This window comes from Flavobacterium succinicans LMG 10402 (assembly GCF_000611675.1).
Lineage (GTDB): Bacteria > Bacteroidota > Bacteroidia > Flavobacteriales > Flavobacteriaceae > Flavobacterium > Flavobacterium succinicans.
Genome location: NZ_JATV01000003.1, coordinates 144,599 through 158,124, shown reverse-complemented (window position 1 = coordinate 158,124; position 13,526 = coordinate 144,599). Strand labels below are relative to the sequence as shown.

Genomic DNA, 13,526 nt, shown 5'->3' with positions numbered 1-13,526 from the left:
TTTCAAAATTAGCAACTAGTTTATGGGCCTTAATTACGGCTTAGGCTCTTCAGTTAGCAAGCCTTGATTCCAAACTTTTATCTTGTCTGTAGCCTTAATTCCGCTTTTTATCTGAACATAAATTCCATCGCTTACACCCAAAACTAGATCTTTACGAACAAACTTCTGCTGTCCAGTTTGAATTTCAACATAAGGTTTTTGTGTTTTTTTATCAAATTGGACTAAGGCTTCTTTGATAGCCAAAACTTTATCGGCTTTTTCTAAAATAATTGAAGCATTGGCGCTTAATCCTGCTCTAATAAAGGTGTTATCTCTATTGGTCATTTTCGCTTTAATTTCAAATTGAATCGCACCATTTTCGGTTTTTCCTTTTGGAGCAATGTAATTCAAAACCGCATCGAATTTTTTGTTTTCGATAGCACCAACCGTAATCTCAATTGGCAAATTTTCTTTGATTTTTCCCACTTCGGATTCGTCAATTTTTCCAACAAAAATCATTCTTCCTACATCGGCCACACTAGCAATAGTCGTTCCTTCATTGAAATTGTTACTTTCAATAACTTGATTTCCTACTTTTACTGGAACATCAAGTACCATTCCGTTTACCGTAGAACGAATCAAAGTATTAGCATAATTCCCCATTCCAGATGTAGTTCCAGTTTTTACGATATCGTTACTTTTTCTAGCCGCAGCATAATTCTGCTTGGCTTGTTTGTAAGCCACTTGAGCTGCATCAAAATCGTTAGCAGAAATTACTCCCTTGTCAAATAAGGTCTTTTGTCTTTGAAATAATTTTTCTTGATTGTCCAAATCAATTTTGGCCGTTTGCACTTGATTTTGAGTAGTATTCAAAGAAGAAACATTCGCCACTACTTTGATTTTAGCAATCAGATCTCCAGCTTTGATCGTTTCTCCAGCTTTGATATACACTTCTTCGATGATTCCAGAAATGTTCGGTTTGATTAAAACTTCTTCGTCTGGAACAATATTCCCTGTAGCAATAGTCGTTTTTACAATGGTTTTCGTTTCGGTTTTATCCGTTTGAAACACCACTGGCGACTCCTGATTTTTGGAATACAAATAGTATAAAGCACCAAAAAAGACCAGTGCGATTACAATTAAAATAGTTATGGTTACTCCTTTTTTCATTTTTTGATTGATTATCGTTTTACTTCTATATTTATTCTGTTCTTAAAGCGTCCACTGGCTTGATTTTAATAGCGATCTGAGCAGGAATTAATCCCGCTAACAATCCGGAACCCACTAAAATCATTAAAGCAAAAAACACTACAGTAAGGTCTACACTGGGGTTGGCAAACATCATATCTTCACTTGGCATGGAATCTAAAATCATATTCAAAATCCATAAAACGCCCGTTGCCATGGCGATACCAAACATTCCCGCTATAATGGTTAAAAATATAGCTTCGGTTAAAATTTGGGTCCTAATCGCTCCTGGAGTCGCACCCAAAGCCCTACGAATCCCTATTTCTTTGGTACGTTCTTTTACGACAATCAACATAATATTTGAAATTCCAATTACTCCAGAAAGCAATACAAGCGTTCCAACAAAATAGGCTATAAATCGCAAAATCGCGAATAATCCTTGTACTTTACTAAATTCCGCATATAAATCAAAATTCCCAATGGCACGATCATCGGCTGGATTTATGGAGTGCCTACCTTTCATAAACTCGATGATTTTGGGTTTCAATTCCGTAATAGATGCGCCATCATTCGCCGTAAGCGCCATCCATCCTACGGTATCGCCAAAATTGAAAGCTTGTTGAAAGGAGGTAAAAGGAACAAAAATTTCCTTTTGCCCTTCTTCACCACCACCTCTATTATTTGATTTAGATTTATAAATTCCTACCACCAAGAAGTTGACACCGTTTATTTTGATATAAGTACCAATTACTTCTTCGGCAGGTGCATACATTTCATTTATAATTCCACGACCAATTACGGCTACTTTACGTTTTAGATTGATATCTTGTTGGTTCAAAAACCGCCCTTTTAAAATATCCATTGGCTGTTGTTTGATTAACTCTGGATAATCACCATAAATGGAATATGCACCCGTTTTGGTCCCTCTCACCACATTATTAGCCCCTTCAAAACCACCCAACTGATTTCTTGGTGACACATACAACAAATCTGGAAAATTTTCTTTTAAACCCGAAACATCAGCATTTTTGAAATTAAATTTTCGATTGGCGGGTAGTCCTTTGTAAGCTTTTGAAGCCGTTTGAGACCACATAAACATAGTGTTGGTTGCAATTCCATCAAATCCTTTTTTAACGCCATTTTCTAAGCCATTACCTGCAGCTAGCAGAATAACCAAAATAAAAATACCCCAAAAAACACCAAAAGCCGTAAGAATCGTTCGAAAGGTATTGGCCGTCAAGGCCTCTAAAATTTCATTCCATTTATCTCTATCAAACATAATTATTCGTCTCTAAGTGCTACAATAGGTTTAATTTTGGCGGCATGATACGCTGGAAAAAAACCAGCCAAAGCCCCCGCAAAAACCAATAAAATTAAGGTCGTTATGGCTACTCCAAAATCTACTTCAGGATTCAAAAAATAATCGCTTTTCACATACGGCCCTACTAATTCTAACAACAACAAACTAGAAAGAAGCCCAACAAAACCGGCAATAGTTGTAATAAAAATAGACTCGTGCAAAATCATTCCAACGATAGAAACTGGTGATGCACCCAATGCTTTTCGGATTCCGATTTCTTTGGTACGCTCCTTTACAATAATCAACATGATATTACTCACCCCGACTACTCCCGCAATAATGGTACAAATTCCGACCCACCAAAAAAACAAACGGATGTAGAGATTTAGATCATAAAATTGTTTGGCATTTTCAATAGAATTATTAATTCCAATCGCACTTTCATCATCAGGAGCGACGGTATTTTTACTTCTCAACATTTGTCCTAATTCGGTAGTGAACTTGGTGGATTGTGCCAAAGCTTCTTCATAAGTAGCTTTTTTATTCAGCGTAAATTGCATGTTGCTAATTTTGTCGCCTACGCTAAAGGCTTTTTGAGTAGTGGTGATCGGTAGATAAATTCTCGACTCTTCGCGTTCTCCCGAAGGATCCGTAAAAACGCCAACTACTGTAAAATTCACATTGTTGATTACGATTTGTTCTCCAATAGAATTTTTATCTTTAAATAAATCCAGCTTCACTTTTTGACCAATAGCTGCGACTTTTTCGTTGCGCAACAAATCATTTTCGTTGATAAAACGTCCACTAACGATGGTTGCATTTTCTAAAGCTAAATAATCTGGATAGATTCCCCGGAACTGATAATTTCCTGTTTCTTTTCCATAAACGATAACACCATTCCAGTAAGAATAAACTGCCGATCTTCGATCTAATTTATCATCAAATTTGGTAACCGCCAAGTCATAATCACTATTTCTAAACTGTATTTCTCTTCCGGGATTCAACCCTTTGTATTCTTTGGTAGTGGTGCCCGTCCAAACTTCAATAATTCCCTCGGCATCGCGTTCAAATTGTTTGGCTATTCCGTTTTGCAGACCTTTGCCCGCTCCAAGCAAAATCACTAAAATAAAAATACCAGAAGCCACAGAAATACCCGTTAAGAAGGTTCTCAACTTGTTCTTGGCAATCGCCTCGAAAATTTCCTGCCAGCGTTCAGTATTAAACATAAGAAGAAGCTCTAACTTGTTCTACTAATTTATCATCTATGATCAATCCATCTTTTAACACCACGTTGCGTTTACACATAGCCGCAATATCCGGTTCGTGGGTCACAATCAAAATGGTTTTTCCTTCGTCATTGATCCCTTGAATCAATTCCATTACCTCATAAGAAGTTTTGGTATCCAAAGCACCCGTAGGTTCATCAGCCAACAACACTTTGGGATTAGAAGCTAACGCTCTAGCAATTGCGACTCTTTGTTTTTGCCCACCAGAAAGTTCATTGGGCAAGTGATGCGAATGGGTAGCTAAACCAACTTTTTCCAAATATTTCATGGCAATTTCGTTGCGTTCTTTTCTTTTGACACCTTGATAATACAAAGGCATGGCTACATTATCCAACGCTGTTTTGTAATTGATTAAGTTGAACGATTGAAATACGAATCCTAAAAACTGATTGCGGTATTTGGAAGCAATGGTTTCATTCAATTTCTTTATCGGAACAGTATCAAGTATATAACTTCCGGAATCCGCTTCGTCTAAAATTCCTAAAATATTGAGTAATGTTGATTTCCCCGAACCAGATGAACCCATGATAGCAACCAATTCCCCTTCTTTGATATTGAAATTAATTCCTTTTAAAACATGTAATTCCGAAGATCCCATTTTATAGGATTTGTGTAAATCTTTAATTTCAATCATCTTACAATATTTATGACAATACTACGTCTTTTACTACTAATCTGACTTTATAAAAAGTTAAATTATATCAATTCTAAAGCATAAGACTGCCATTGTTTGAAAATGTTACAAAAGATATGGAATAAAATTTGTTTTAGTATTTTTACCAAACCAAACACAACGTACATGTCAAATTTTTTTTCCTTTAGGGCATCATTATTCGTTTTTGCCTTGTTCGCAAGTTGTTCTACATCTACCAAAATAGCCACTTTAAAACCAGAACCCGACGACGCGGTCCCTTTAGTCTACGACAGTAGCCCATCATTTATAAACCTTCCCGTATCGATCAAACTCAAAGACATTGAAAACAAAACCAATGCAATGCTGAACGGCTTGATTTACGAAGACCTTTCCATAGAAGAGGACGATATTGAAATCAAGGTTTGGAAAGAAGCACCAATCACGATTAGCAATGCACACCAAGGTACCACTGAAAAAATCAAAACCGTTTTACCGCTAAAAGTTTGGGTAAAATACCGCATCGGAACCAAAAAACTAGGGGTAGCATTGTACACCTACAAAGAATTTAACTTGAATGGCGTGGTTACCCTTCATAGCGAAGTGAACTTAACCAACTGGCGTATGGATACCAAAACTGAGTTAAAATCTTTGGATTGGAAAGAGAGTCCTACTATGGTTCTCCTTGGAAAAAATGTTCCCATTACCTATATTATTAATCCAGCGATTAGTCTTTTCCGATCCAAAATTGAAAAGAAAATTGATGAGTCGATTACAAAAGCGATGGATTTTAAACCCAATGTTTTGGAGGCGCTTGAAAAAGTTTGCACGCCTTTTGAAATAAACAACACCTACTCTACTTGGCTAAGAATAAATCCCATTGAAATCTATACGACCAGTGCGAAACTAAAAAACGATTCTTTTGCACTAGAAATGGGAATGAAATGCAACATGGAAACCCTTATTGGCACAAAACCTACATCAAAATATGACAAGAATAAAATTGTACTGAAGCCTGTAACACAAATTCCGCAGCAAATCAACACCAATATTGCTGCCGTGTCTACATACTTAGAAGCCTCTAGAATTATGACTAAAAATTTTAGCGGTCAGGTTTTTGGGTCTGGAAGTAAAAAAGTAACAGTACAAAACGTGGCGCTATGGCACAAAAACGAGAAAATGGTCATTGCCTTGGATCTGTTGGGCAGTATCAACGGCACCATCTACCTAACTGGTGTACCGCAATACAATGAAAAAACGAAAGAAATTTATTTTGACAAACTAGATTATGTTCTAGATACAAAAGACAAATTGATAAAAACCGCCAATTGGCTGGCTCAAGGTTTGATTTTACGCAAAATGGAATCCAGTTGCAGGTACTCAATTCAGCCGAATTTGGAAGAAGGCAAGAAAAGCTTAATGAGCTACCTCAATAATTATTCCCCACTACCAGGTGTATTTGTCAATGGAAAAATGGAGGATATTCAGTTTCAAAAAATTCAGTTGACCAACCAAGCTATCATTGCATTCATAAACGTTAAGGGTACGGTTAAGATCACAATCGATGGATTAAAATAAAAGCTTTTCTATCCAGTATGCTTTATGGCTAGAGATTACTTCACTCATACTATTTTCATAGGAATTCAGTGAACTTCATTTGCAGTGGAAATCCTTTTTAAGGCTGTTTCTGCCTCAAAAAGAGTGTAACGTAAAGCCCGGCCTTTGTGGAAACGCCCAAATAGTGAGTGATAGATAAAAAAATGTATTTATTATCGAATTAAGCGAAATAAAAAAGAGGCTGTTTCTAACCCGAAACAGCCTCTTTTCATTTATGATTTTTTCTTCTTCATGCGATAGACATAATAACCGATGCCGGCCACTAGAATATATGGAATTATCATCAAATACACTATTCCGTCATTAACTGCCGCCGCTTTAGTTGCATTACCTTCGCTAGTCAAAGCCGCTCTACACATGGCACATTGAGCATACGAGGAAAATTCAAAAAGAAAAAAACAAATTCCAAAAAACAGGAATTGTGTCTTGCTACTTCTTATTTCTCTCTGCTGACTTCTATCTTTAATTCGCATAATAAGGCGCTATCATTAAATAAACGATCACTCCTGTAACCGCTACGTACAACCACAGTGGAAAGGTGATTTTGGCAATTTTTTTGTGTTTGTCAAATCGTTCTGCCAAAGCACGCACATACGTAATCAACACCAAAGGAATTACAGCAATAGACAACAAAATGTGCGACAAAAGAATGAAGAAATACACATAACGCAACACCCCTTGGCCACCATAACTTGTAGAATCTGAGGTCATATGGTAGGCAATATACATCACTAAAAACGCCAACGAACACCCGATGGCTGTTTTCATTAAATTTTCATGCAATTTCTTGTTGCCTTTTTTGATTGCCACAACGGCCCAAACCAACAAAACAGCAGTTAATCCATTGATAGAGGCATAAATTGGTGGTAAAAAACGTAAGGGCTCCACTTGGATACCAAAGTCTTTTAGTTTTACTTTAAACAAGATAGCTACTGCTACCGGAATGAATATGGATAACAAAACGATCCACTTATTGTATTTCTGTTCGACTGAATTTTGTGTCATGTTATTCTTTTAAAAGTAATTTAATATCTTCTTGTATTTCTTTCACCCCTTTTTGATCCAAACCGTCATAATATAAAATTGGATTTCCAAACTCGTCTTTTCTGCAGCGAATATGACCATTTTTGTCTACCAAAGCAAATAAACCAGAATGTTCAAAACCACCACTCACTTTTTTATTTGCAGCAGCATATAAGTTAAAACCTTTATTCGCTAAATCGAAAATGGCTGTTTTGTCTCCCGTTAGAAAATTCCAAGTAGAGGATTTTACACCCAAGAGTTTCGCATGCGCTTTCAACACTTCAGGAGTATCCGTTTCAGGATCGATGGTAATGGATACTATTCCGAAATTAGGGTTTCCAAAAAATGTTTTTTCTATTTGTAACATACTCAAATTCATCTTAGGACAAATGGTAGGACAAGTAGTAAAGAAAAATTCTAAAACATAGACTTTCCCATTGTAAAAGTCATTCGCAATCGCTTTATTATCCTGATTGGTCAATGCAAAAGAGGGTGCTTTGCCTACATCAATTAAGTCCTCGGCTTTTTCACCAGATCCATTTTTTTGATCCAATCGACTAGCGTTAACTACAGTATTTCCTTGGATTTTATCAATTATTTTAGGAATAGCATAAATACCAAAGATCAAAACAATGAATGAAATTCCGATATAGGATTTGTTTTTAAACATGTTACAATTGTTTAGTTGCGTTATTATTTTTTTTCAAGGCCGCTTTGTATTCGTACAAAAGGATTTTAAAATCATCGAGCATTTCGTTACTTAGCTCTGCAGGATGAAACGTATTATACCCTTCTTTATATTCTTCTTTTTCTTTTCGACCTCTAAGATTGCGTTCCTTATCTACAATAAAAACATTAGGAGTCCCAAGATTTTTATCCAAGGGTTCCCTCAATTGTAATTGAGTATAAAACTTAAGAATTTCATCTGGTGTGGCAAAAACAAAATGCCATTGTGTAACATCCGTAAATGCTTTTAAAGCATCGACAACCGCTTGTGCTTCTTTTTCGGTACCGATTGGACAAAGCATCACAAATTGCAAATCTTTGAAAGTATGGTAACGCTGATAAATCTTTTGATTAAGATTAAAGAGATTACCCCTATTGGCTAACAAATTGCTGCCCGAAAAACCAAGTACAGTAATTTTACCATCCAATCGAACGACATCACCACGTAAGGATTTCCAATTACCAAAATCAGCTACTTTGGGCGTAATGGTGGGCAATTTAGTAAAACTATTTACCCCCGAAGCAAAAAACAAATAAGCTACAATAGGTAAAATAAACAAAATAAAAAGGACGCTATTTTTTTTCATCAGAAATGGAGAAATTGAGTAGGTAAAAATAAAAAAAGCTCCGATAAATCGGAGCTCTTTTCTGAATTAATATTTAGTTAAAAATTCCATTTAATGATAGAATTTTTAAAAACCCCGAATACATAATCACCTTCAGTTAATAGAATAAAAAGTAAATATAAAATTAAAAATACGAGTGGGATTACCACTGCACTTTGTAAGGATTTCTTTTCTCCTTCCATGTGCATGAACGCCCAAACAATATAATAAGCTTTAAAAATTGTCAATATGTAAAATATCCAATTTAGCAAGTTCATTCCAAGAAAATTAGTAAAAAACAAAGATTCTGGTTTAATGATACCTAAAATTACTTCTACTGTAGTAACCACAGATAATAATCCGAAAACAAACCAAATTCTTTTGGTGTTAGAAACGTGTTCGTGTGACATAATAATAAGTTTCTTAAAAATTAAACAAGATAAAATACGGTAAATACAAATACCCAAACCAAATCCACAAAGTGCCAGTACAAACCAACCTTTTCTACCATTTCGTAACTTCTACGTTTTTCGTAAGTTCCTAACAAAACATTGAAGAAAATAATGATATTGATTACTACACCTGAAAACACGTGAAAACCGTGGAAACCAGTAATAAAGAAGAAGAAGTCAGCAAATAATTTGCTTCCGTATTCGTTATGATGAAGATTTGCCCCTTCAACTACAATTTTAGCATCGGCTAATCTAGCTTCTGACTCAGCTCTAGACAATACTTGTTTTTGTTTGTCTTTAGTAATTGTTTCTGTTCTTACTAACAATTCAGGATGTGCTTTAAAACCAGCTTGAATTTCTGCAACAGAATAAGTAGGCAAGGCAGGCTCACTCATAAACCACTTAGCTTGACTACGCGTTAATTGTTCACGTTCTTCGTGTAAATCGGTAGCAAAATCTGCCAAAGCCACACGTTTTCCGTCTTTGTCAACAAACTGAAGTAAACTTCCACCAGTAGTTTCTACTGCACCATACTCTCCTTTTATAAAGTTTTTCCACTCCCAAGCTTGAGAACCCACGAAGATCAAACCTCCAATAATAGTCAAAAACATGTAAAGTGCTACTTTATCTTTTTTCATTTGATGTCCTGCATCCACAGCTAACACCATGGTTACAGATGAGAAAATAAGGATAAAAGTCATTAAGGCTACATAATACATTGGAGCAGATACTCCGTGTAAAAATGGAAAGTGAGTAAACACTTCGTCGGCTAATGGCCAAGTTTCGATAAATTTAAATCTAGAAAATCCGTAAGCTGCAAGAAAACCAGAGAAAGTCAAGGCATCAGATACGATAAAAAACCACATCATTAATTTACCATAACTCGCTCCCATTGGCTCATTTGCGCCACCCCAAGTCTTTTCGTCGTTGTTTGCAGTAGTAACTGTCGCTCCCATAAAATTAATTTGTTAAAAAGTTCCCAAATTTATATTTTTTTTCTTATTTAAAGAAATATAAAAACAAAAATAAATATACCCATAATACATCCAAAAAATGCCAGTACATTACACCCAATTCAATTCCAAGGTATTGAGTTGCGCTGTACTTTTGTTTGTAATGATTATAAATAATAATCAAAAGAGAAACCAAGCCTCCAGCTAGGTGTAAAAGATGCATAACTGTCACAATATAAAGGAATGTTGTAGTTATTGAACTAGCTGGTCCGGTAAAATAAAAGCCATTAGCCACAATTTCTCCAAAACCTACAAACTGTAATACCACAAAAGAAATTCCTAAAATCATTGTTAATAACAACCATTGCATAGTTGTTTTTTGCTGGTCTTTTTGAATCGATTTTTTAGCCAAATGAAATGTTAAACTACACGCCACAATAACAAGTGTACTTGCAAAAAAAGCAACAGGTAATTCAAAGTTTTTTAACCAATCTACTCTTGATTTACTAACCACAAAAGCACTTGTCAATCCAGCAAACATCATGGTCATACTTACCATTGCGAATAACAAAATCAATTTATAGGATTTCCCTGTCCTAGATTGATATTCTTCTTTAGTCATCATTGTATCCATACTATCTCAAAAATTTATCTACTATATATATTAATTGCAACAAGGTAATATACGAAACGCTTACCAACATTAAAGTTCTTGCAGACTTGGTAGTTCGTAATTGATACACTTTCACTGCATAAAACAACATCCACAATCCTAACAAAAAGACCAACACTGCAGCAACAGGTGTTAAAAACAAAGAACCTGTATATCCGAACATCGGCAAAAGCGACGCGATGATTAACCAAACCGTATATAATATAATCTGCAATGCGGTTCCGTTATCTTTTTTTCCAGTAGGCAACATAAAGAAACCTGCTTTTTCATAATCTTCATATAAAAACCAACCGATAGCCCAGAAATGGGGAAATTGCCAAAAAAACTGAATCAAAAACAAGGTACCAGCTTCAATGCCAAATTCACCTGTCGCAGCCACCCAACCCAACATGAACGGTATGGCTCCTGGAAAAGCACCTACAAAAACTGACAAAGAAGTCATCGTCTTTAAAGGCGTATAAATACTTGTATATAAAAAAATCGAAATCGCACCAAACATGGCCGACTTTGGATTAATACTGTATAACAAAGTCAACCCTAAAATTGTCAATAAAGTAGCAACGATCAAAGCCAACTTTGGCTGCATTCGCCCTGAGGCCACTGGACGATTTTTAGTTCGATCCATTAAAGCATCTAAATTCTTTTCAATAACTTGATTGTAGGCATTTGAGGCGCCCACCATACAATAGCCTCCAACAGCTAACTTAAACAAGACCCACAAAGTGCTTGTTTCAAAATGATCAATCCCTAAAACAAAACCTGCAATGGATGAAAAAACAACACTAATGGCAAGACCAGCTTTGGTAATGGCTTTAAAATCTAAATAAATGGATTTGATCGAAATTGTATTTGTCAAAGCGTTTTAAAGTAATGTTAATTTTATAAAAAATTTTTGCAAAAGTAGGGTATCGCAAGGGATTAGACAAAAAACAAATCATAAATTATATCCGTAAGAAGACACCTATATTAATAATCAAAATAGAAGTTGAAAATATCAGATCTTACTCCGACACTAAACCAATTGGTACTCTGATTAAAAGTGGCTATTGTGTTTTGTGAAGGATCGAAACTTCTGTAAATGTAACTAGCAAAAAGCTTCAAATTAGTAGCTGGATTAACCAAATAACCTCCTTGAATGTCTGCTATAAAAACTTTTGTCTTGTTCCCCTGTCCTACTTTTACACCTGTATCAAAAGGACGTTTATCATCGTAGTCTTTATAAATATTGCCGCCATAATTAAAACTATCTTCGGTGGTATCAAAATCAAGACCACGTGTTCCAACGGTTACTTTAGCATCTGCAAAAAGTCTTCCTTTATGATAACGACCAATGGCAATTAACTCATTGAAATTCCCTCCCCATTGATGGCCCAAACTCTGATTATTGTGCGCGTAGTTCGTAACGGGATTACTGTGTGAATACACATAAGGACGCACATGATTGTATTCTAACTGCAATAAAAGATTATTTACCTTGAAAGCATTGTAATACTTCAAACCGAATTGATATCCGAATTTGTTTTTCCAACTATTATCACCTCCTTTTACGTCACCCAATGAAAATTCATCTACTAATAATTGTCCGTAGGCATTAATGGAAGCATCCCATTTGTATTTAAAGGTAAGCCCCAACAAAGCATTTCCGCTTCTGGAGGAAGACCCAAATTCTACTGCGCGATAAAAAATAATAGGATTCACAAAGCTCATATCAAAGCCTCTATTGTTGTCTTTTGTCCAAACTACTGATTCAAAAAAACCTAAATTCAAGCGATTCGAAACATTCCAACTCAAGTAATGATTCGCCATAAATTTGGTAGCATACGTTCGATCTACAGTCACTTCAGGACGCACATCTTTGAGCCACATATACGTATTAGTATATTTTATTTTCCAAAAATTAGTATTGATTTTAAAGTAAGGATAAGGACTTGCACCATCACTTTCTAATAAAGAACGATACCCATCTCCAATAAAGTTTCTACCATAACCCAACTGTAAATCAATAAATTTATTTGGAGTAAAAGTAATGTTGGCTTCCGCTAAAGGAAAATCATAGGCATCTTCTTTGAATCTTTTGGCAATTCCAACCCCAGGAATGATTGCGGGATTTCCACCCGAAGGCTTAATGGATTCTGCATATTGATTATAATAATCTGCAAAACGTCCTTGACTTTCAAAAACGGTGGTAGTGAAATTCAACTGTTTCCCCAATCCCCCTCTAAAATTGAGTGCACGAGTATTCACATACGTATAGGAATTATCAGTCTGAGAAGCTTTTCCCAATTGCAAATCGACTATAGGATCCAAGGTAAACCAATAGTCCTCGCCTTGAATCGCAACCATGTTTTCGTTCCACAACTTTCTAGACCACCAACCTGAAGCTTTCTTTTGTAACTTTTCAGCAGCTGCATTCATGTCATAATACTTCGCTACTTCGGCATATGTATAAGGTTTAGAAGCGGTATGATTGTTACTTCCCACTTGATTCATCTTGGCATCAAACTGTGCATAAAGACTGTGAGAAAAAGGCATATTTAAATGGCTTTCGTACTCAGGATTGCGGTATTTTTTGTATACAATACTATCTAATTCTGTTAGCTTTGGATTTTTAACATTGAGAATTTCTGCTTTTGCGAGAGCCTCCGCTTCGAACTGTTCTTTTGATTTTAAAGGAATAGCAATAGCAATCGTATATTTAGAATATGTGGGCTTTCCGTTATAGGTAGCAGGGCTTACTTTGGGCAAGACCGCAAAAACTCTTTTCACCTCGTTGCTATACGATTCAGAAATGGCATCGACATACAAAACCTTAAATTTTCCTTCTTCAGTTACCTCAAAAAGTACTTTTAATTTCCCACTAAAAGAATCATTTTGGGGCACTTTAAAATTGGAAAATACAAAATCTTGCACTTGGTCATAAAAACACTGCTCGGTTGCTTTGGCTTGAAGATTTTGACAAGAAGAGAACACTGGAAACCGCTCTACCTCTGAAAAGGGGGCTACGTTTGTGTTTTGCCCATAACACCAATTGAATCCAATACTAACAATAAACAACACAATCTTAATTCTATACATCATCTATAATTTGATTCT

Annotated in this window: 14 protein-coding genes; 1 reads left to right on the top strand and 13 read right to left on the bottom strand. The window is 35.7% G+C overall.

Features of this window, described 5'->3' with window-relative positions; translation table 11 throughout:
• Window positions 1-33 precede the first annotated feature (33 nt).
• The 4 genes from AO58_RS0103755 to AO58_RS0103740 are packed head-to-tail and all read right to left on the bottom strand — an operon-like array spanning window position 34 to window position 4,387.
• Window positions 34-1,149: an efflux RND transporter periplasmic adaptor subunit gene (locus AO58_RS0103755; RefSeq protein ID WP_024980418.1), complete on the bottom strand. Its 1,116-nt coding sequence runs from the start codon at window positions 1,147-1,149 to the stop codon at window positions 34-36.
• 31 nt (window positions 1,150-1,180) lie between these two features.
• On the bottom strand, window positions 1,181-2,446 hold the full coding sequence (locus AO58_RS0103750) for an ABC transporter permease (protein WP_024980417.1): 1,266 nt from the start codon (window positions 2,444-2,446) through the stop codon (window positions 1,181-1,183).
• Window positions 2,447-2,448: 2 nt separating this feature from the next.
• Window positions 2,449-3,693 (bottom strand): ABC transporter permease, encoded by a 1,245-nt coding sequence (locus tag AO58_RS0103745; protein ID WP_024980416.1) that lies wholly within the window; start codon window positions 3,691-3,693, stop codon window positions 2,449-2,451.
• Complete coding sequence (locus AO58_RS0103740; protein ID WP_024980415.1) at window positions 3,686-4,387, bottom strand: ABC transporter ATP-binding protein; 702 nt, start codon at window positions 4,385-4,387, stop codon at window positions 3,686-3,688. The genes AO58_RS0103745 and AO58_RS0103740 overlap by 8 nt, the downstream gene beginning before the upstream one ends.
• Window positions 4,388-4,552: 165 nt before the next feature.
• Here AO58_RS0103740 and AO58_RS0103735 point away from each other — a divergent pair, with 165 nt between their 5' ends.
• On the top strand, window positions 4,553-5,962 hold the full coding sequence (locus AO58_RS0103735) for a DUF4403 family protein (protein ID WP_024980414.1): 1,410 nt from the start codon (window positions 4,553-4,555) through the stop codon (window positions 5,960-5,962).
• A 251-nt stretch (window positions 5,963-6,213) separates the two neighbouring features.
• Here AO58_RS0103735 and AO58_RS18440 read toward each other — a convergent pair whose 3' ends face one another.
• From AO58_RS18440 to remB, 9 genes are all read right to left on the bottom strand, one after another.
• Window positions 6,214-6,474, bottom strand: a complete 261-nt coding sequence (locus tag AO58_RS18440; RefSeq protein ID WP_035717350.1) for a CAMCR motif-containing small membrane protein — start codon at window positions 6,472-6,474, stop codon at window positions 6,214-6,216.
• A complete protein-coding gene (locus AO58_RS0103725) occupies window positions 6,464-7,006 on the bottom strand; it encodes a DUF420 domain-containing protein (protein ID WP_024980412.1) in 543 nt (180 codons plus the stop codon). The genes AO58_RS18440 and AO58_RS0103725 overlap by 11 nt, the downstream gene beginning before the upstream one ends.
• A 1-nt stretch (window position 7,007) precedes the next feature.
• Window positions 7,008-7,694 carry an SCO family protein gene (locus tag AO58_RS0103720; RefSeq protein ID WP_024980411.1) on the bottom strand — a complete coding sequence of 229 codons (687 nt, stop codon included), beginning with the start codon at window positions 7,692-7,694 and terminating at the stop codon, window positions 7,008-7,010.
• 1 nt (window position 7,695) lies between these two features.
• Entirely contained in the window at window positions 7,696-8,337 is a 642-nt protein-coding gene (locus tag AO58_RS0103715; RefSeq protein WP_024980410.1) for a hypothetical protein, read from the bottom strand.
• Between the two features lie 77 nt (window positions 8,338-8,414).
• Window positions 8,415-8,765 (bottom strand): cytochrome C oxidase subunit IV family protein, encoded by a 351-nt coding sequence (locus AO58_RS0103710; protein ID WP_024980409.1) that lies wholly within the window; start codon window positions 8,763-8,765, stop codon window positions 8,415-8,417.
• Between the two features lie 20 nt (window positions 8,766-8,785).
• Window positions 8,786-9,763, bottom strand: coding sequence for a cytochrome c oxidase subunit 3 (locus tag AO58_RS0103705; protein ID WP_024980408.1), 978 nt, complete (start codon window positions 9,761-9,763; stop codon window positions 8,786-8,788).
• 43 nt (window positions 9,764-9,806) lie between these two features.
• Window positions 9,807-10,394 carry a cytochrome c oxidase subunit 3 gene (locus tag AO58_RS0103700; RefSeq protein ID WP_024980407.1) on the bottom strand — a complete coding sequence of 196 codons (588 nt, stop codon included), beginning with the start codon at window positions 10,392-10,394 and terminating at the stop codon, window positions 9,807-9,809.
• A gap of 1 nt (window position 10,395) precedes the next feature.
• Window positions 10,396-11,289, bottom strand: coding sequence for a heme o synthase (gene cyoE, locus AO58_RS16915; protein WP_035717349.1), 894 nt, complete (start codon window positions 11,287-11,289; stop codon window positions 10,396-10,398).
• 110 nt (window positions 11,290-11,399) lie between these two features.
• Window positions 11,400-13,508, bottom strand: a complete 2,109-nt coding sequence (gene remB / locus AO58_RS0103690; protein ID WP_024980406.1) for a gliding motility outer membrane protein RemB — start codon at window positions 13,506-13,508, stop codon at window positions 11,400-11,402.
• Window positions 13,509-13,526: the final 18 nt, after the last annotated feature.